Annotated in this window: 20 protein-coding genes; 5 read left to right on the top strand and 15 right to left on the bottom strand. The window is 63.2% G+C overall.

The window, feature by feature from the left end:
• Positions 1–2: 2 nt before the first annotated feature.
• The 6 genes from cydB to B7X49_RS10685 form a co-directional block, all read right to left on the bottom strand.
• A complete protein-coding gene (gene cydB / locus B7X49_RS10710; RefSeq protein ID WP_286704394.1) occupies positions 3–1142 on the bottom strand; it encodes a cytochrome d ubiquinol oxidase subunit II in 1140 nt (379 codons plus the stop codon).
• A 12-nt stretch (positions 1143–1154) separates the two neighbouring features.
• Positions 1155–2777, bottom strand: coding sequence for a cytochrome ubiquinol oxidase subunit I (locus tag B7X49_RS10705; protein WP_286704410.1), 1623 nt, complete (start codon positions 2775–2777; stop codon positions 1155–1157).
• Between the two features lie 119 nt (positions 2778–2896).
• On the bottom strand, positions 2897–4651 hold the full coding sequence (cydC, locus tag B7X49_RS10700) for a thiol reductant ABC exporter subunit CydC (RefSeq protein WP_286704393.1): 1755 nt from the start codon (positions 4649–4651) through the stop codon (positions 2897–2899).
• A complete protein-coding gene (gene cydD / locus B7X49_RS10695; RefSeq protein WP_286704392.1) occupies positions 4639–6384 on the bottom strand; it encodes a thiol reductant ABC exporter subunit CydD in 1746 nt (581 codons plus the stop codon). Before cydD ends, cydC begins: the two co-directional genes overlap by 13 nt.
• A 185-nt stretch (positions 6385–6569) precedes the next feature.
• On the bottom strand, positions 6570–7319 hold the full coding sequence (locus tag B7X49_RS10690) for a Crp/Fnr family transcriptional regulator (protein WP_286704391.1): 750 nt from the start codon (positions 7317–7319) through the stop codon (positions 6570–6572).
• Between the two features lie 220 nt (positions 7320–7539).
• Positions 7540–8337: a sulfite exporter TauE/SafE family protein gene (locus tag B7X49_RS10685; protein ID WP_286704390.1), complete on the bottom strand. Its 798-nt coding sequence runs from the start codon at positions 8335–8337 to the stop codon at positions 7540–7542.
• Positions 8338–8496: 159 nt separating this feature from the next.
• Between B7X49_RS10685 and B7X49_RS10680 the strand changes: the two genes are divergently transcribed.
• From B7X49_RS10680 to B7X49_RS10660, 5 genes are all read left to right on the top strand, one after another.
• Positions 8497–8967: a hypothetical protein gene (locus tag B7X49_RS10680; RefSeq protein ID WP_286704389.1), complete on the top strand. Its 471-nt coding sequence runs from the start codon at positions 8497–8499 to the stop codon at positions 8965–8967.
• A 265-nt stretch (positions 8968–9232) separates the two neighbouring features.
• Positions 9233–9886: a c-type cytochrome gene (locus B7X49_RS10675; protein ID WP_286704388.1), complete on the top strand. Its 654-nt coding sequence runs from the start codon at positions 9233–9235 to the stop codon at positions 9884–9886.
• Positions 9886–10758, top strand: coding sequence for a c-type cytochrome (locus tag B7X49_RS10670; RefSeq protein WP_286704387.1), 873 nt, complete (start codon positions 9886–9888; stop codon positions 10756–10758). The genes B7X49_RS10675 and B7X49_RS10670 overlap by 1 nt, the downstream gene beginning before the upstream one ends.
• 23 nt (positions 10759–10781) lie before the next feature.
• On the top strand, positions 10782–11606 hold the full coding sequence (locus B7X49_RS10665; RefSeq protein ID WP_286704386.1) for a transcriptional initiation protein Tat: 825 nt from the start codon (positions 10782–10784) through the stop codon (positions 11604–11606).
• A gap of 42 nt (positions 11607–11648) precedes the next feature.
• On the top strand, positions 11649–12989 hold the full coding sequence (locus B7X49_RS10660; RefSeq protein ID WP_286704385.1) for a PQQ-binding-like beta-propeller repeat protein: 1341 nt from the start codon (positions 11649–11651) through the stop codon (positions 12987–12989).
• 15 nt (positions 12990–13004) lie between these two features.
• Here B7X49_RS10660 and soxB read toward each other — a convergent pair whose 3' ends face one another.
• The 9 genes from soxB to B7X49_RS10615 form a co-directional block, all read right to left on the bottom strand.
• Positions 13005–14741, bottom strand: coding sequence for a thiosulfohydrolase SoxB (gene soxB, locus B7X49_RS10655; RefSeq protein WP_286839281.1), 1737 nt, complete (start codon positions 14739–14741; stop codon positions 13005–13007).
• A gap of 46 nt (positions 14742–14787) precedes the next feature.
• Positions 14788–15099, bottom strand: coding sequence for a hypothetical protein (locus tag B7X49_RS10650; protein WP_286704383.1), 312 nt, complete (start codon positions 15097–15099; stop codon positions 14788–14790).
• A complete protein-coding gene (soxA, locus tag B7X49_RS10645) occupies positions 15096–15932 on the bottom strand; it encodes a sulfur oxidation c-type cytochrome SoxA (protein ID WP_286704382.1) in 837 nt (278 codons plus the stop codon). Before soxA ends, B7X49_RS10650 begins: the two co-directional genes overlap by 4 nt.
• Positions 15933–15968: 36 nt before the next feature.
• Positions 15969–16280, bottom strand: a complete 312-nt coding sequence (gene soxZ / locus B7X49_RS10640) for a thiosulfate oxidation carrier complex protein SoxZ (protein WP_029312682.1) — start codon at positions 16278–16280, stop codon at positions 15969–15971.
• Between the two features lie 11 nt (positions 16281–16291).
• Positions 16292–16795 (bottom strand): thiosulfate oxidation carrier protein SoxY, encoded by a 504-nt coding sequence (soxY, locus tag B7X49_RS10635; RefSeq protein ID WP_286704381.1) that lies wholly within the window; start codon positions 16793–16795, stop codon positions 16292–16294.
• A 10-nt stretch (positions 16796–16805) separates the two neighbouring features.
• Positions 16806–17144: a sulfur oxidation c-type cytochrome SoxX gene (gene soxX / locus B7X49_RS10630; RefSeq protein ID WP_286704380.1), complete on the bottom strand. Its 339-nt coding sequence runs from the start codon at positions 17142–17144 to the stop codon at positions 16806–16808.
• Positions 17145–17155: 11 nt separating this feature from the next.
• The gene (locus B7X49_RS10625; protein WP_286704379.1) at positions 17156–17962 is read right to left on the bottom strand and encodes a c-type cytochrome; all 807 of its coding nucleotides are present in this window, start codon (positions 17960–17962) and stop codon (positions 17156–17158) included.
• Positions 17946–19121, bottom strand: a complete 1176-nt coding sequence (gene soxC, locus B7X49_RS10620) for a sulfite dehydrogenase (protein ID WP_286839277.1) — start codon at positions 19119–19121, stop codon at positions 17946–17948. The genes B7X49_RS10625 and soxC overlap by 17 nt, the downstream gene beginning before the upstream one ends.
• Before the next feature lie 267 nt (positions 19122–19388).
• The gene (locus tag B7X49_RS10615; RefSeq protein WP_286704377.1) at positions 19389–19853 is read right to left on the bottom strand and encodes a hypothetical protein; all 465 of its coding nucleotides are present in this window, start codon (positions 19851–19853) and stop codon (positions 19389–19391) included.
• Positions 19854–20242 lie beyond the last annotated feature (389 nt).

Genomic DNA, 20242 nt, shown 5'->3' with positions numbered 1-20242 from the left:
TTTCAATAGGAGTGGTCATCGGCGACGACGGTGGCCGGGTTGACCTTGCCTTTCATCACCCGGAATGCCCAGCCCGTGTAGCTGACGATAATGGGCACGAACACGACGGCGAATCCCAGCATCCAGCCAAGGTTATAGGCGCTGCCTGAGGCGTTCCACACCGTCAGGCTTTCGGCCGGCGTTGTCGATGACGGCATCAGGAACGGAAACATGGCACCGCCCACGGTCGCGATCGTGCCGATCCAGGCCAGTGCGCCGAGCCACCAGCCGAGCACCGGCTTGCGTGCCAGCAGGGCGAGCGAGCCGCCGAGCATGCCGCACGCGCCAAGCGCCGGCAGCAGCCACAGCAGCGGGTGCGCGTGGAAATTATCGAGCCATGCGCCGGCCCGCATCGCGACCGCCGGCCCGCCGAGCGGCGTTGCCGGCATGCCGGGATTAACACTCTGGGTGAACACGAACCCTTTGATGAACTCGATCCACACGCCGCCGATCACGAACAGCACCAGCGCCAGCAATCCGCCCGCGACCGCAAAGCGCCTGGCGCGTGCTGCAAGATCGCCCATGCCGCGGATCATCAGCATCGCGCCACCCTGATAGACGGCGAGTGCGAGCGACATCACGCCGCACAGCAGCGCGAACGGATTGAGCAGATACCAGATGAAGCTTTCATCCTGATAATACTGGCCATCCCAGCTGAAATGAAACCCGACGCCTTGCAGCACATTGCCGAACGCGGCGCCGAAAATGATCATCGGCAGCGCACCCGAGACCAGAAACGCCCAATCCCAACTCGCCCGCCAATGCCGCGCATCGACTTTCGAGCGATACTCGAACGCGACGGGGCGCAAAATCATGGCAAACAGCAGCAGGATCATCACGACGTAGAAGGTCGAGAACGAGGTGGCATACAGCGTCGGAAACGCCGCGAAAATCGCCCCGCCGCCCAGGATGAACCAGACCTGATTACCATCCCAGTGCGGCCCGATGATGGCGAGCGAAGTGCGCCGCTCCGCATCGGTCTTGCCGACAAACCGGAGCAGCGTCCCCACCCCCATGTCCATTCCCACCATGATGGCAAGGCCGGACAGCAGCACGCCAAGCAGCAACGCCCAGATGATTTTCAAAGCGATATAGAGTTCCATTGCCAGCGTTCCTTATTGCCACGGCTTGTTGGCGTAACCGGGTTGGCCGAACACCGGCCGCGCCGGCACCGGCAGCGGCTTGGGCTGCACGGCGTGCTCACCCGGCCCAAGGCGGGCGTATTTGAACATCAGGTAAAGCTCTGCGGCGATAAACAGGCTGTAGAGCAGCACGAACCCGACCAGCGAAAAAATCATGTACCCGATGCCGTGTGACGAGGCCGATTGAAACGTCGGCAACCAGCCATATACGGTCCATGGCTGGCGGCCGTTCTCTGCGGTCACCCAGCCGAACTCGCAGGCCAGGATCGGCAGCGGGATCGCGAGCATCGCCGCCTTCATCACCAGCGGGTGTTTTTCCAGCTCGTTCTTCAGGCTGTAATAAGCACCGAACGCGAACACCACGATAAACGCGACACCAAGCCCCACCATGATGCGAAACGACCAGAATTCGACAAACACGTTGGGAATACTCGCCCGCGCGGTCTTCGCCAGCACCGCCGGCAGCAGCGCCGGCGTGATCGCCGACAAATTCTGATCCGGCGCATAGCGCTGCGCCAGAAACCCGTAGCCCATGTCGTTCTCATGCTTGCGAAACGCCGCCAGCGCCGCCGGATCGTGCGAAGCCCCGAACGATTTGAGCGCGATGATCGCCTTGATGCCACTCACCGTCTTGGCCTTGGCCGCGCGTTCGAGCGCATAAATCCCAGGGATCGTGGTATTCCACTCATGCGCCACCAGCGGCGTCAGCACATAGGGAATCCCGATCGAAAACGCATCGCGCTGCTTTGCATCATCTGGCAGGGCGAACAGTTTCCACGGCGCTGCCGGCCCCTTCGCACTGTGCCACAATCCCTCCATCGCGGCCAGCTTGGTCGGCTGCACCAGGTCATCCATCCGCCCCAGCGCATCGCCGAGCGTCACCACCGCGAGCGTCGAAATCAGCCCGAACAATGCGGCGATCCGAAAGCTGCGCGCGGCAAATTCCCGATGCTGCTTGCGCAACAAATAATACGCGCTGATCCCCATCACGAACATCGCCCCGCTCACGTAACCGGCGATCGAGGTATGCACGAATTTCGCCTGCGCATCCGGGCTGAACACCAGCGCGCTGAAGCTCTTGAACTGCATCCGCATCGTCGTGGGGTCGAACCGCGCGCCGGCCGGGTCCTGCATGAACCCGTTGGCGATCAGGATCCACAGCGCCGATAAATTCGAGGCGAGAGCAACAATATAGGTCACCGCCAGATGCGCCGGCTTGCTCAACCGGTCCCAGCCAAAAAACATCAGCCCGACGAAGGTCGATTCCATGAAAAACGCCATCAGCCCTTCGATCGCCAGCGGCGTGCCGAACACATCGCCCACGAAATGCGAATACATCGACCAGTTGGTGCCGAACTCGAATTCCATGGTCAGCCCGGTCGCCACGCCGATCGCAAAATTGATGCCGAACAGCTTGCCCCAGAACAGCGTCATGTCCTTGTAGATCTGCTTGCCGGTAATCACGTAGACCGTCTCCATCGCGGCGAGAATGAAGCTCAGCCCCAACGTCAACGGTACGAACTGAAAATGATAAAGCGCCGTCAGCGCAAATTGCAGACGCGACAGATTGACTACGGTCGGATCGATCATCGGCAGAAATCCCCGGCAGACGCAGCGACATGGTGAAATCCATGCCGGGCGTTCCACGAACGCTGCACTGCTCCTAACAGGGCCGCGGCAACACCGCCTTGATCCAGATCAAGCCAGCCGATCGCTCAGAGCCGCGCAAGCCTGTCATGCAACGCGGCCAGCCGCGTCACCGCACCGCCCGCCCGCTTCAGCGCGCCGAACCGCCCATCCTCGGCCACCCGTCCCGCCGCCAGCACCACCACCCGATCATCCTCGGCAATGCCGGCGAGCCGATGGGTAATCGTGATCACCATCCGCCCGATGCCGATCGCCGCAATCGCCGCGCGCACCGCCGCCTCGGTCAGCGGATCGAGCCCCTCGGTCGGCTCATCGAGAATTAGAATCGGCGTATCGCGCAGCGCCGCCCGCGCCAGCGTCAACCGCCGCGCCTCACCACCGGAAATCCGCACCCCGGCCTCGCCCACCAGCGTCTCCAGCCCATCCGGCTGGGCGCGCACGAAATCAGCCAGTTGCGCAATCTCCAGCGCGTGCCACAGCGCCGCATCATCCGCGGCCGGATCGGCGATCAACAGATTATCCCGCACCGACCCCGCAAACATCTGGGTCTGCTGCGAGACCAGCGTGAACAGCGAGCGCACATCATCGCCGCGAATATCCCGCAGCGCGACCCCGCCCAGCGTCACGCTGCCTTCCTGATACGCGGCAAACCGCAGCAGCACATTCACCAGCGACGTCTTGCCCGCCCCGCTGCGCCCCAGCACCGTCACCCGCTCGCCCGGCGCGATCGCCAGATCAAGCCCATCGAGCGCCCAACCCGCCTGGCCCGGATAGCGCAGCCGAACCCCCGCCAGCACCAACCCCAGCGTCGCCGGCCGTGCCGGGCTGCACGCCGGATCACGCACCGGCACCGGCCGATCCATGATCTCGAACACGCGCCGCGCCGAATCCCGCATCCCGCCCAGCGCCTGAAACGCCCCCGCCAGCGGCGCCACCGCCTCGAACGCCGCCAGCGCGCCCAGCACCAGCAGCGCCAGATCCGGCCCCGCCAACCGCCCCGCCACCACCAACCGCCCGCCGATCACCAGCATCGCCGCCATCGTCACATTCGCGATCAACAAATTCCCGCCGGTCCCGATGCCCGCAATCGTCGCGAGCCGCCCCTGCCGCGCCGCCAGCGCCGCGCTGGCGCCCTCCACCCGCGCCTGCATCGCCGGGGCCGCATTATAGGTCAGCAATTCCGCCATGCCCTGCACGCTATCGACCAGATCGGCCCGCATCGCGCTCTGCAACGCCACCGCCTCGCCGCTCGGCCGGCGCCCCAGCCGAATACTGATCACCGGCAGCGCCACCCCCGCCACCGCCAGCCCGGCCAGCAGCACCACCCCGCCCAGCGGCACGAAGGCGCCAAACACCAGCGCCATCATGACCGACCCGATCGCCGCGACACTGAACGGTGCGACCACACGCAGAAAAAAATCGCCCAACCGGTCGACATCCGCGACCAACCGCCCGAGCAGATCACCCCCCCGATCCGCCGCGAGACCCAGCGGCGCCAGCGGCTCCAGCCGCGCGTACAAATCCGTGCGCAGCCCGGCCAGCAACCGGAACGTCGCCTCATGATCGACCAACCGCCCGGCATAGCGCGCCACCACCCGCACGGTCGCGAAAAACCGCACCCCCGCGGCCGGCGTGAAAAAATTGAAACTGTTCTGCGCCGCAATCCCCGCGAGCCCGACCACGCCGGCACTGGCTAAAAACCAGCCGGACAGCGCAAGCAACCCGAAATTCGCCAGCACCGTCACCAGCCCGAGCGCAATGCCCCCGGCAATCCAGCGCCGATACGGCGCATACAGCCGCAGCAACCGGATCAGATCGCGCATGACGCCGCCGCATCAACCGAACCGGACCCGATCAGCGCCGCATACACCCCGCCCCGCGCCAGCAACGCCGCATGGGTGCCCGATTCCACAATCCGCCCCGCATCGAGCACCAAAATCCGGTCCGCGTGCCGCACCGTCGCCAGCCGATGCGCAATGACGATCGCGGTCCGCCCGCGCACCAAATCGCCGATCGCCGCGGTCAGCTCCGCCTCGGTTTCCAGGTCGAGATGCGCCGTCGCCTCATCGAGAATCAGCACCGGCGCATCCTTTAAAAACGCCCGCGCCAGCGCCAGCCGCTGCACCTGCCCGCCCGACAATCCCGCCCCGCCATCGCCGATCATCGCATCGAGCCCGCCCGGCAGCGCCATCACCACATCGCGCAACCCCGCCCGCGCCAAGGCCGCCAGCATCGCCGGCGCCGCGGCATCCGGCCGCGCCAGGCGCAGATTATCCGCAATACTCCCCGCGAACAGCCGCGGCGCCTGCGGCACATAGGCCAGGCACCGCCACCACGCCGCGCGGTCGAGCGTATCGAGCGGCGCGCCGTTCACCACCACGCCCCCCGAAGCCGGTGCCACAAACCCCAGCAGCGCCGCCGCCAGGCTCGATTTCCCCGCACCCGACCGCCCAACGATCGCGGTCAACGACCCGGCTGGAAATACGCAATCGATCCCGCGCAGCACCGGCGCCCCCAGGCCATAGTCCACCACCAGCCCCGCGCACCCGATCGCGATCGCCCCCGCCGGCACCGCCGCAGTGCCCCAGCGCACCATCGGCACAGTATCGAGCACGTCGAACAGCCGCCGCGCCGCCGCCAGCGCGTTCATCCGCGCATGGTAATGCGTCGCCAGCCCGCGCAACGGCAGAAAAAATTCCGGCACCAGCAGCAGCACGAAAAACGCCGGAAAAAACGCGATATCGCCATGGATCAACCGCGCCCCGAACAGCACCGCCACCAGCGCGATCGAGAGTGACGCAAAAAACTCCAGCGCCGCCGAGGTCAGAAACGCAACCCGCAACCCCGCCATCGTCACCCGCCGATAGTCATCGGCAATCCGCCCGATCAGCGCAATCTCATCGCGCGCCCGCCCGAACAGCTTGAGCGTGGTGATCCCCTGCACCGCATCCAGAAAATGGGCACTCATCACCAGCAACTGCCGCCATTGGCGCTGGTTGATCGCCTCCGCCCGATAGCCGATGAACACCATGAACAGCGGAATGATCGGCCCGCTCACCACCAGGATCAGCGCGCTGATCCAATCGAACCGCAGCACCACGGCCAGCACCGCCAGCGGCACCATCGCGACCAGCGCCATCTGCGGCAGATACCGCGCCAGATACGGCTCCAGCGCCTCGATCCCCTCCAGCGCCGTCGCCGCCAGATCCGCGCTGCGCTCCCCCGCGGCATAGTGCGGCCCGAGCGCGAACAAATGATCGAGCAGCAGCCGCCGCAACGACAATTTCACCGAAGCCGCCGCCCGATGCGCCGCCACCTCCGCCCCGAAACTCAACCCCGCCCGCACGACAAACAGCACGCCCAACGCCACCAGATCATCCCGCACCGCCCCCAGCGCGACATGCCGGAACACCAGCGCCGAAACAATCCGCGCCAGCACGAACGCCTGCACGATCACCGCAATCCCGGCGGCAAACCCCAGCGCAATCGCCGCCGTCAGCCCGCGCCGCGCACCCCGCCCGGCCGCCACCAGCCGTCGATCGATCTCACGCGCCATCCCGCCCCCCGACCGGCGCTAGCCCAGGCGCAGCCGCAAAATAATCGGCCCACCCAACAAAATCCCGACCCCCGGCCTCGCTCCATCGCGCATCACTGAACATCCCACTGGTGTTCCGCACCATAGGACAAACGACCCCGCGCCACCTTGATCCAGATCAAGTCACGCGCCGCCCGCGCGCCGCCTCAATCGTCGGCCTGGCCGATCGCTGCCAACCGCGCCGGATTCAGAATCGAAATCACATGATCCGCGCCGACCGCCACGACCCCCTGCTTGCGCAGCGTCGCGAGCGCGCGCGAAATCGTCTCCACCGTCAGGCCCAGATATTCCGCCAGATCATTGCGCGTCATCGGCAGATCGAGCCGCGTCGCGCCACCCTGGCACGATGCCACGCGCATCCCCCAGCCATCGAGAAAACTCGCCACCCGCTCCACCGCGGTCTTGCGGCCGAGCAGCAGCATCTGCTCCTGCGCGATGATCAACTCGTGCGAAGCGACATCGAGCAACCGCCGCTCGATCGCGGGAAACCGGGCGAACACCGCGCGCAATTCGGCCCGGTCGAAACTGCACAATTGCACCGGCTCCAACGCCTCGGCGCTGAACATATAGGTCGCATTGGCCGCCAGCCCGATGAAATCACCCGCACCGACAAACCCGGTAATCTGGCGCCTGCCATCCGGCAGATCCTTGAACAGCTTGGCCGTGCCATGATTGATGTTAAAAAACTGCCGCGCCGGATCGCCCTCGGTGACGAAACCGCGGCCCTTCTCGATGCTCACCTGCCGCGCCACGCTCGCCAGAAAATGCAGATCATCGTCGTGCAGCGCATCGCACAACCCGATATGCCTGGCGTCGCACTGCGCACATAACTCCGGCACCCCGCCCGCCACCACATTCACCGGCGCACGCCTCAGACTTCCGATCGTGTTCTGCATCTTGCGAGACTCCCACAAATCCGATCGCACCTGACTTTACGCCTCGCCGTCGTTGGTCGCAAGCAGGTGAGCTCAATTTAAGGGAAGGGCAGAATCTTCTTTTTTGTGAACAAAAAAGAAGCAAAAAAAACTTTGTTAATTTGGGCCCGTGACGGTGAAAACGGCCGTGCCCCAGAGTCAGAAAGTTTTTTGCTTCTTTTTTACAAAAAAGAAGCCCTTCCTAAAACTGCACCCCAAACGAAGCCGCATTCCGATACAGCATATAAATCGCCACAACGAACACCAGCCCAGCAAACACCCGGTTCAGCGCCGCACGGCGCGGCGCCAGCGTCATCGCAACCCGCGTCCCGATCAACCCGCCAGCCACCCCGCCGGCAATGAATTCCGCCGCCACCACCCATGACACCAGCCCGGATGCGGCGTAATTGACCGCCGTGGTCAGCCCGAACGTCCCGACCGACAGCAGCGACGACCCGATCGCAAAAATCATCGGCATCCCGGTCGAAAACAGCAGCCCCGGCACGATCAGAAACCCGCCGCCGATCCCGAAAAACCCCGACAGCGCACCCACGATCAGCGCCGCAACGCACACCTGCAAACTCGTGCGCAGATCGAGCGACCCCTCATCCACCGCTTCAGCACCGCTGCCGCCCGCCGGTGCCCGCCGCCGCAACATCAGAATCCCCACCGCAATCATCAGAATCGCGAACAGAAACAAAAGTTTCTTGCCATCGAACTGCTTGCCCAGCGTCGATCCCGCCAGCGCACCCACAATCCCGAGGATCGCAAAAATGATCGCGCTGCGCCACCGCACGTTCCGCTTGCGCGCATGGCCGGCAAAATTCGCAAACGCATTGACCGAAACCGCCAGCGCACCGGTCCCGATCGCCCGATGCGGCGCCAGCCCCACCACATACAGCATCAGCGGTGTCGCCAGAATCGAGCCACCGCCGCCGATCAATCCAAGCGTAAACCCCACCGCGCCGCCCGACAAAATCGCCAGGATCAATTGTTCCATCATATCCCCCCGATCGCGATCGCCTCTGCTCCGCCCGATCCGCCGGCATCCAATGACCTAACTTACGTAATTAAGCTAGACATTGAAGTGATAATTTGCAAATAAATAGATCGAAGCCGCGCCCCCGGTTTCCAAACGGCAAAACGGAAGGACGACGCCATGCCCGCCACCCCATCAAACCCGGATGGCCCAACCGCCCCGCCAGCTTCCCCCAACAGCTTCCCCCAACAGCATTCCTGGCAGCCGATCATCGCCTGCCCCGGCCTGCAACTCGACTGGGGCAAGATCGAGGGATTGACCGAAACCCTCGGCCGCAACGGCGTGTGCAGCAACTACCGCGGTGATCTGGCCGCCTACACCTGGCAATGCATCCGCAATTTCGAAGGCGGCCGCATGATCTTCACCCAACCGCCCATGTCGATCGAATGCCCCGGCGCACCCCAGAAAATCGCCTATCTCGCGGCCGATCACCTCCGCCGCATCAACAAACGCGCCGGCGCCGAAATCGAATTCCGCACCGCACTCGATGCCTTGTTCGGCGTCGGCTATTTCGTCCGTGCCCTCCAGGCCGCCATGAAGGATCACGCCATCGCGGTGAACTACAAAACCAGCTTTGCGGACGCGGCTTGATTGCGGAGTTTCAAAAGAGAAGACAAGCAAGCGCTTCTTTTTTGGAAAAAAGACGCAAAAAAACTTTCCGACTCTGGGGGCACGGACGTTTTCACCGGCACGGGCCCAAATTAACAAAGTTTTTTTTGCTTCTTTTTTGTTCACAAAAAAGAAGACTCTTCCTAACCAATCTCGAAAACCGATCAGTTCAATCGCCCAAACCACCGTATTCCTCACAATCCAGCGTTCTATGATCCCGCACATCGTTTCAGGTGGAGTCCACACAATGGCCCGACTACCGCGCCGCATCCTCGCAACGATCATCCTCGCCGGCCCCTGCATCGCAGCGGCGGCACCACCACCGCAGGTCGCAAGCTGCGCCGCCTGCCATGGTGCCAACGGCCTCGGCAACGCCACCGCCGGCTTCCCCGCCCTCGCTGGCCTGCCCGCGCCCTATATCGAGCAACAGCTCTACAGCTTCAAACACGGCAGCCGCATCAATGCCATCATGACCGGCATCGCCACCAGCCTGACCAGCGCGCAACGCACAGCGATCGGGCAATATTACTCCGCCCTGAAAGTGCCGCCCGTACCCGAACCCAACCCCCTGCCCACCGGCCCCGGTGCCACCCTCGCCCTCAACGGCGCATGGAACCACCAGCTCACCGGCCTGCCGTCCTGCGCATCCTGCCACGGCCCGTACGGCATCGGCGTCGGCGCCCAATTCCCCCGCCTCGCCGGCCAGCCGAAACAATACCTCGCCGCGCAACTCACCGACTGGCAGAAACACAGCCGCAAGAACGATCCGCTGCATCTGATGCGCAACGTCGCCGGCAAACTCAGCAACACGCAAATCGAAGCGGTCGCCGCCTACTACGCGGCCCTCGCCGCCAACCCGACCGCCCTGCCCAAACCCGGCGCCGCCAAGGGAGCAAAATGATGCGCCAAACCCTCGCAGCCCCCCTGCTCGCCCTGACTCTTCTCGCCTCGACCTCGCACGCCGCCCCGCCGCCCGGCCCGCTCGCCTTCACCCCACCGCCGGCCAGCGCCATGCCCGGCGGCAAATTCGGCGATGCCGTCAAACGGGGCGAAAACATCTTCCGCCACACCACGATCTTCGAAAAAGGCGTCATCGGCAACGCGCTGAACTGCAGCAACTGCCACCTCGATGCCGGCCGCCTCGCCGGTTCCGCGCCGATGTGGGCCGCCTACAACGCCTACCCCGCCTACCGCTCGAAAAACGGCAAGGTCAACAGCTTCGGCATGCGGCTGCAAGGCTGCTTCGCCTACAGCGAAAACGGCAAAGTGCCCGCGCTCGGCAGCCCGACCATCGTCGCCCTCGAAGCCTATGCCTACTGGCTGACGAGCGGCGCCCCCACCGGTACGCCACTCGCCGGGCGCGGCTATCCCAAACTCGCCCCACCGCCCAAACCGGCGACCTACGCCACCGGTGCGGCGGTCTACGCATCAAACTGCGCGCTCTGCCACGGTGCGGACGGTCAGGGCCAGTACGCACGCGGCCAGACCGTGTTTCCCGCACTCTGGGGCGACAAATCCTTCAACTGGGGCGCCGGTATGGGCAGCATCAAAAACGCCGCCGCCTTCGTCCACGCCAACATGCCCTATGGCGCGGTCGGCACGCTCAGCGTCCAGCAGTCCTGGGATGTCGCAACCTATATCGACAGCCAGAACCGCCCGCAGGACCCGCGCTTCACCAATTCGGTCGCGGCCACCCGGAGCAAATACCACAACAACAAATACTCAATGTACGGCAAACCAGTGAACGGCCACATGCTGGGCGCCGCACCATAACGCCATCACCAGGAGGACCAACCATGACCGACCCTACCGCCCACGATCCGCAGCGCCCCCTCACCCGCCGCGCCACGCTCGCCATGCCGGCCGCCGGCATCGGCATCGCCGCCATCGGCGCCGCCCTCGCACCGATCGGCACCGCCGAAGCCGCGAACAGCATGGGCGCCAGCCTCGTGCCGCCGCACGCCACCAAACTCAAGGCGTTCACCGCAGCCCTCGCCAAGGCACCGCGCCGGCGCGACTTCAAATCCGTGCCAATGATCCTGACCAACACCGACCAATATGACAGCGAAGCCCTCCATTTGCTGTTCGCCTACAGCGGCGGCCCAAAACAGGTGTGGGACAACACCGATCTCGCCAGCCCCTGGCTGAACCTGATGCGCAACGCCATGAACGCGCAGATCTGGTCCTGGAAACACCCCGATTTCATCGCGGTTTCGGCAACCCACGGCACCGCGCATCTCGCCCTGTACGACGACTACATCTGGGACAAATATCTGAGCGCCTTCACCGGCGGCAAATACAAATCGAACACCTGGATCGAACTGCCCAAGGCCGCCAAAGCCAACGCCGCCGACTACAACGACCCGACCGGCGTGTTCTCCCCGCTCGATAACAGCATTGCCGTGCTCCAGCAGCGCGGCGCGGTTTTCTGCGCCTGCCATAACGAGGTTTGGGAACTCACCATGGGCGTGCTCACAAAATCGATCAACCCGGACAAACTCTCCCACCCTGCAATGGCCGCCGAATTCACCAACCACCTCGTCCCCGGCGCCGTGCTCACCCCGGGCGTGGTCGGCACCATCCCGCAATTCCAGCTCGCCGGCTATCAATACGCCAAATAATCCGATCGCGACCCCAACGCGGCGCCACCAGGAAGACCGACCATGACACGCACAACCAAAACCACCGCCATCATGGCAGCGCTCGCGGCCCTGACCGCAACCGCCCACGCCGCCGGCACACCCTCGTCATGGCCGATGTATGCCATGCAACCTGGTCACAACGCCGCGCTGAAATCATCCTTCCCCGCCGTCGCCTGGCATTTCGAAGTGCCAGGTGCCGCCACCGCCCGCAAATCGGTCAAAAACCCCACCATCATCCGCGATCTGGTCGGTTTCCCGATCGGCGTCGCCCTGGTCGATGGCGCGGTCTACGCACCCAACGACAACGGGTTTCTCTACAAGCTCGATGCCCGCACCGGCCGCCTGCTCTGGTCGTTCAACGCCTATAACCAGCTCATGACCACACCCGTCGTTGCCACGGTCGGCAGCCGCCAGCTGGTGTTCGTGGGTGCCGGCAATTCCGTGTTCGCCTTCAGCCACGCCGGCAAATTCGCCGTCAAAGGGGCCGCCGTCACGCGCGGCACCGATGTCTCGGCGGTCGATGCGGTCGATGCCGCCACCGGCGCGCTGGTCTGGTCCTACACGACCAAGGGCGAGGATATGCCGAGTGCCGCCTTCGCCAACGGCACGCTAATGTTCGGCAACGGCGATGGCCATGTCTACGCGCTCGATGCCGCAACCGGCGCTCTGAAATGGCGCACCCCGATCAAATCCTTCGTCAGCATGTCCTCCGCCACCTTCGATCCGCGGCGGAACATCCTCATCATGGGCGGCACGCACCCGAGCAATATCTACGCGCTCGATGCCGCCACCGGCAAACGTCTCTGGACCATCCACCCCGACCATATCTTCTCCAGCAGCGGCGGCGACGGCACCTGGGCGGTCGCCGGCAACGCGACGATCGGCCAGATCGAAATCCGCACGCCGGGCCAGACCACGACATCGAGCTCCGAAGAACTCGCGATCGACCTCGCCTCCGGCAAAATCCTCTGGAGCCGCATCCTCGGCACCGGCAAAACCCCGCCGCGCAACAAGGACGCGGTCCCCGCCATCGCCGGCGGCATCATCTACACCGGCAGCCCGGTGACGCATGATGAATACGCGATTGATGCCGCAACCGGCGCCATCCGCTGGACCCAACCCCTCAAAATCGGCATGAAAGCCGCCCCCACCATCGTCGGCAACGACGTGATCCAGCCGACCGGCAACGGCACCATCTTCACCCTCGCACGCAGCACCGGCAAAATCCTGCACACCTACAACCAAAAACAGGGCGGCTACGGCCCGCAGAACGGTGTGGCGATCGGCGGCACCTATTTCATCGGCACCAACAGCGGCGTCATGCAGGCGATCCCGCTGCGCACCCTGGCAGCGTCACCCTGAGGATCAACTGGGCAATCAGACGGCGTAACCAGGATTCCCCGCAACCCCGATCAGCTTGACCTGGTTGGGTTTAATGAGCCGCACGGTCTTCTTACGTTTCAGATTGGCGGCCACCACCTCCCACACCGGCTTGCCGGTCTGTGGCAACGAAACCGAAGCCCAACTCACAATCTTATAGGTCTTGCCCGCCTCGACCGTCTCGCCGTTGTCGAGCACCATCTCGCTGATCCGATGCCCGATCAACTTGGCCGGCGCGCAGGCATAATTCATCCCACCAACGCGGATCATGTCGCCGCCCTGCTGGTAATACGGGTTCGGATTGAACAGATTATCGCAGACATCCTCCATCATCGCCTTGATATCCGCCCCCGTCATCATCGCCACATACGCCATCGGATACGTGATGGCGGTCTCCGTCAGCAAATCGCCCATCGTCAACGCAGTGCCGCTCAGGAACGAATTACCCCAGCGAAATCCTGGCGAAAACGCAATCTGCGCATCCATCTCCTCGCGCAGCGCATCCATGATCACCTGATCAACCGAGCCATAGAAATTATTGCGCCTATATAACAATACCTCGGTCGTCGCGAGTGTCTCGCCCAGCATCGCCCGGTGCGGCGCATCCGCCGCCTCGATCGCTTCCCGCACCGTGGCATCCGGCTTGATCCGATCGGTATAGATCGGCAACAACCGATAATGCAGATCCTTGAGCCTGCCTTTGCCAAGTTCCAGATCGAGCACGGCAATGAACTTGCCGGCCGTCCCGGCATTGGTCACAATCGTGGTGCCGCCGGCATTCTTCACCAGCACCGGCGCCGGCACCGCATCATGGGTATGACCACCCAGAATAATATCCAGCCCCGTCACCTCCGAGGCCAGTTTCAAATCCACCGCCATGCCATTGTGCGACAGCAGCAGCACCGCATCGACCTTATGCGTCTGACGCAATGCGTCGATCATCTTCTGCAAATTGTCAGCATGAATCCCGAACCGCCAATCCGGCACGAACCGGCGCGGATGCGCAATCGGCACATACGGAAACGCCTGCCCGATCACGCCAACCCGATACGCCCCCAATTCCTTGATCACATAGGGTGGAAACACCTGGCCGGTGCTCTGATCAAACGCCGCGGCCCCCATCATCCCCGCCTCGGCCGATAAAAACACGTTCTGCGCAATGAACGTGCCGTGCAGCGCCTCGATGATCTTGCCAAGCCCGTCCTGGCCGTAGGTGAATTCCCAGTGCCCGGTCATCGCATCGATGCCGAGCAGATTGCCCAGCTCAACCATGCTCAGCCCGCCGGTCAGATTGGCAACGCCCGTGCCCTGGCATAAATCCCCGCCATCCAGCAGCATAGACTTGCCCGCACCCGCCCCGGCGCGCAGCGTGTCGATCACCGTCTTCATCTCGGCAAATCCGCCGAGCCTGCCAAACCGATGCGCGAGTTGTTCGAACTCCAGAAACGTGAACGCATGCGCGTCCCTGGTGCCCGACTGCATATGGTACATTTCCAGGAAATTCCTGCCCACCAGATGCGGCGGCTGGCCGATCGCCCCACCAACCCCGATGTTCTGATTCGGCTCACGAAACTGCACCGGCCGCGCGTTCGCATGCGTATCGGTTTGGTGAATGATCCGCACATCGCCCTGCATCGGCACATCGTACTCATCCGCCGCCGAAAACGAGACCCGCGGCAGCAGCGCCGTGCTCGCCGCCGCCATCATCACGGCCCGTCGCGTCGTCCGCATCATGAAATCCCCACCGGTCCGCCCATCACAGTCACGCCACGCGAGCCGATCAATGCACGGCCTCGTTCACCCATAATGTCCGCTGCGCTTTCGCCTGTTCAACCGAAAGCGAAGCCAGCGCCTTCGCATGCACCGCCGCCGTCTCCGCCGCGGCAAAATCGCCCTGTTTCAGCGCCAGCCTCGCATCTTTCATCGCTGCCACCGTGGCGATCCACTGATCCTGCATCGATGCGGCCAGCTTCATCTCCGCCTGCGCCGCAGCTATCGCCGCCGCCGCACTAGTTTTGCTCCCAACCGCCGCACCGGCCGCCGCCGGAACCAGCAATCCAACCAGCACGACTCCGCAACGAAAACCCCTCATGGCCGCGCCCCCGGTCCTGCAATCGGCAAGCCATTATTCATATAGGTCATGAAATACGCGAGATCCCGATACGCCGTACTATCCGCCGCCTCAGGCTCCGCCTTGACTTTCTTGTTACACCCGATGAACCGGCGCACCAGCGTCCCCACATCGCCCCACGATGACCGATACAGCGGAAACGACGCCGTCAGCCCCAGCGCCGGCGCCAGCACGTCACCGCGCAAATGCATCCCCGCCGCCTGCACGTGGCAACTCGCACAGGAAAAATTCAACTGCCCGCGCCGCGAATAGAAATATTCCTTGCCCGCCTGATACGCCGCCAGCGCCCGCGGATCATGCGGAACAACCACATCGATCGGCTTACCATCCGAGGTCGATGTCATATACGCCTCGATATCCGCAAGCTTGCCGGTCGTCAGGCTCAGCTTCGCCGCCCCATTGGCAACCCGGCACCGGTTTATCGCAACCCCGAGCGGCACCACGCGGCCGGTCTTCGCATCGAACATCGGATAAGTCTGCGCAATCCCGATGCCGCCGTTCGGAAAACACGAAGCATAGGTCTTGCCGTTCGCGAATTTCGTATCGAACAGTGTCTTGCCATCCGCCACCGCAAACGCGTAGGGCGGAAACTCGATGATCTGCTTCCACTGATCCCGCTCGGATTTGCTGAAATTATACGGCCCGTTGACATAGGCAGCCAGCGGCACCTTGGGAAACCGCTTCAGAAAATACCGCTGAAAACTCTGCAAATCCGCCGCCGGGTCAGGCTGGCTCGCCGCCTGCGCCAAAGGCGCCGCCAACAGCGACGCCAGTACGATCAACGCCAACTTCATTCGTTCCACCCTCCCCGACAGAATACGCCCAGCCCGCTACATGATGTTCGATGACGTCGCCGCGGTTTCACCCTTGTTGTCCACCCAGGAAATGCCGATCGGATCGCCCGACTTGCCGCCCTTGAACGAGAACTTGATGAACGGATTCTTCGAAACCGCCGGCCCCCAATATCCGGTCAGCACGATCTTACCCTTATGGGTAAACTCGATCACCTCGATATAATGCGCCGGAATGATTTTCCCCGCCTTGTCCTTGACGAAACCGCTATCCATCGGATGCTTGATCAACGCCTCGACGGTAGTGCTCCCGCCCGATGACATCGCATGAACCAGAATTTGATGTGCCATGAAACCTCTCCTTAACCGCAGCCGCCAAGCGTGACTTTAACCTGCTTGGACGCGCTTATGAGCTTGCCGCCCGACTGCACTACCGAAACAACCTTGGTCGTCTTGCCAAGTTTGATCCGGCTGGCAATCGCGGGGCTCGTGCCCTCCGGAATCTTATAGGCGCACGCCATCACGAACGGATTATCGAGCGCCAGAATCGCCGCCGCCGTCACCTTCGGCGCATTCGCATCGAACGAAACCGGCACCACCGCACCGTTCTCCGCAATATCCGGCGCATCCATCTTCACATCGGCCGATGCGGTCACGCTCGATGTGCCGAACATCGCCTGCAACGTCGCATCCTGCGAATGCTGGATGAACGCCTTGGCCGGATAAGACGACGCACGCGGCGCCGCCGCCGCCGCCGCGAACGACAACGCCGGGCGCATCAGCCCCGCCGCCGTTCCCGCCGCCACCGCAGCCAATACCGTTCGCCGGCTCGGCGCGCTCAGTGTCAATCCTTCGATCTCGGTCATATGTCCTCGCTTACTTTGTGTACATGAAGTCGATGACTTCATTGATCTGCTTTGGTGTCAGTATCTGGTTCTTGCCGAACGCCGGCATGATGGTCTGTGGATTCCGCGCCTCTTCATCATAGATGATCGCGTAAAACAGCTTGCGGTCCGGCACCATCGCCTTCACATCCTTCAGCACCGGCCCGATATTGCCGGCCTCATCCGCGCCCTGAAACATATGGCAGGCATCGCAATTCCCCAGCGTCGTCGTCTCAGCAATCTTTTGCCCGGCCGCAATCTCAGCCGGTGTCGCCGCCAGCGCGGCACAGGGCAGAAAACATACCGCAAGCATCGCCGCAATCGCCTTCATGATCTCTCCCTTCATTGCCCAGCCTTCATATGATCCACCGGCCCGGTCATCCGCGGGGTCAGGTTCATCGTCACCGCATTCGACGTAATCTTGATCGAAGATGGACTGACGCAATTCTTCATGCAAGCAATGTTATGCGTCACCGGGCGTGGATCTTTCCAGTTGAACGCATTGCGGTTCGGCATCTTGACCAACGGCACCGATTTCGCATCGGCAACCCAATTGCTCTTCGTCACACCGTTCATGTTCAAAATATAGGAGGTCAACGCATAGACCTCATCCGGCTTCAGCGTATGCGGCGCATAGAACGGCATCGCCCGGTTGATGTAATCCCAGACCGTCGTCGCATAGGGCCAGTAACTGCCCACCGTCTTCTGCGGACTCGATCCGCCCAACGAGCCCACCCCACCGACCAGCGCCGGATAATTATGCGCTCCTTCGCCAAACCCGCCATGGCACATCGCACAATGGCTGGCATAAATCGTCGCCCCCGCCGCCGCCGTGCCCGATCCCGCCGGCAGATTGGCGCCGCTCGGCGGCACCGCAATCGTCCAGCCCGCAATCTGGGCAGCGCTCGGCACCGCACCAATGCCATAATAACCAGGCTTGGTCGCCGGCTTGTCGTGCGCGAGCGTGCCGTCGCCGTCACCCTCAGCCCGCCAGATCTGCAAATTCTTTTTCGATACGATTCCGGCATAATTCTTCGCCGCATTGCCGTCATGCGGCGAACCCGGCGGCGGCGTCTGCGCCGCACCGGCCTGCGCGCCCAGCATCGCAAAACCCACCAGAGCCGCAAAACCCTTACGAGAGCTGAACATTGTTCACAATCGTCGGCTGCACATACCCCGTCTCATCCGTCACGCGTGACTGGATCAGCGCTGGCTTGCCATCCCACCACCACGGCAGCGTGAACCGCGTCATGCATTTGTCGAGAATCGGGTTATCAAGCCTAGCGCGCTGGAAATTCACCCCGCCATCCAGCGAAATATCCACGTATTTCACCTTGCCGCGGCCGCTCCACGCGAGCCCCCTGATCTCGTAAAATCCCGGCCCCTGCGTCAACGGTTTCTCCGGGCACGGAAACGTAATCACCGATTTCGCGTCCATCACCCAGGTGAACCCGAGCGATGTCCCATCGCCCAGCAACTCGCTGTACTCGCTGGTCTCCTCACGGGTAATCCACGGCTCGCGCCCGACCTGAATTTCGCGCAGCCACTTCACGTTCACATTGCCCTGCCAGCCCGGCACCACCAACCGCGCCGGATACCCCTGCTCCGGCCGCACCGCCTCGCCGTTCTGCCCCCACGCAATCATGCAATCATCGAGGCATTTCATCATCGGCAGGCTGCGGTTCATATGCGCGCCATCCGAACCCGTCGCGGTCACCCACCGGCTGTCCGGATACAACCCGGCCTCGTCAAGCAACGTCGACAGCAACACGCCGGTCCACTCCGCACAGCCGATCATCCCATGCGTCAACTGCAACGAATTCAACTGCGCCGCCGGCCACTCGGTCGCCCCGTTCGCCGGACACTCGATGAAATGGATCCGCGACACCGAAGGATACCGCATCAACTGATCCAGCGTCAGCAACAGCGGCTTCTTGACCCGCCCGCTGATCATCAGCCGGAACGCCTTCGGATCAACCTGCGGCACCCCCGCATGATACCGCTCGAAAAACACCCCGTTCGACGTGATGATCCCCGGCTGATCCTGCAACGGCGTCATGCTCGCATCGGCATCCCGCGTCGGCGAGAGCCACGGCACATACCGCCGCACCACATTCTTCTCGAACCGCGAGGGCGAGCCATACGGCTTGCTATCAACCCCATGACCCAATGAATTCGACCAGGCATCATCGGCCGGCGGCGCGCCAAGCGGCGGCACCGCACGCGCCCCACGGCCCGAAGCCGCAATCAGCGCCGCCCCAGCAGCAGCACCCAACCTGAACATGTCGCGGCGGTTTGGCTTGGTCATATTCCCTCGATACGCTCATTTTCTCTTGTTTCCCGCGTCCCCGTTTCTAGATGGGCGCGACGCTTACTGACTTAACTTCATAATAAAACAAGAATATGTCAAGTATCATTTTGGCAGACATCCCACACCCCGGCACGCCCTGAAAACCCGCGCGGGCGACCCTGGGGCCTTTGCTTGTGGCCCTTGGGTCAGCAAGGCCAGGGGCTCTCCCTCCGCCGTCCTTACCCAAGGCTCACACGCAAAAACCCTGGATCTCATGCTGGGGTGTCACCGTTTGAGCAGGACGTCGCGGGCTTCGTTCAATTTATCGATCAGCCATTCGGAGCCGCCGTGATCGGGGTTCGCGAACCACAGCATATGCCGGTAGGCTTCAAGCACTTCTTCGCGTGTCGTGCTGGGGGTGAGGCCGAACACATCGAGGGCTTCGGCGCGCGACATTATTTTGGGCGGTGGTGCCGCGCGGGGCGGCTGGGGTGGTGGGTTGGGTGGGGTGGTGCGTCGGGGCCAGAGTGTGCCAAGGAATGGGAGCAAGCCGAGCACGACGATACCGCGTCCGCGCAGCCAGGCGGTCGCGGCGAAGCTGGCGGCGAGCGACAGCAGCACCCACAGGGCGGGGTGGCGCAATCCGGTGTGCCAATCGCGTTTGCCGTTTGGTTGTGGCCAGAACAGCACGGCGAGTGCCGCCAGTCCCAGCACGGCGGCGATCAACCAGCGATCGACGTCGCTCTTCACAAATTTCGATCCCGGGTTCGATCGGACATCTTCATGCGCTAGCATCGAAGCCATCAAACGCGTTGTTGAACAAGCGGAAAATCACGCGATTGCCCCCGACGGGCCGTTTTTTTGCATTTCGGCGGGGCGGGGTGTTGCTGTTGTGGGGCGAAGGCCGGGTTGCGCCGGAAATTTCTGCTTTCTCACCCCCCACCCCTCCGGCGTATGATCCTCGCGTGTCAGCAACCCCAACCAATCCCCCGTTCGTCATCCGCTGCTTCATCGTCATGATGAACGCGCTGTGCGACACAGTGGCCGAACACGGCCCGGCCGGTTACGTCCCCGTCCCGATGGTCAATCTGATCTGGACCCGCCTGCAAAACCTCACCACCCGCTTCCTCGCCGCCCTC

It is taken from the genome of Acidiphilium sp. 34-64-41, assembly GCF_002282635.1.
Lineage (GTDB): Bacteria > Pseudomonadota > Alphaproteobacteria > Acetobacterales > Acetobacteraceae > Acidiphilium > Acidiphilium rubrum.
Note: the sequence above shows the minus strand (reverse complement) of the source record. Positions and strands in the feature narration are given on the sequence as shown.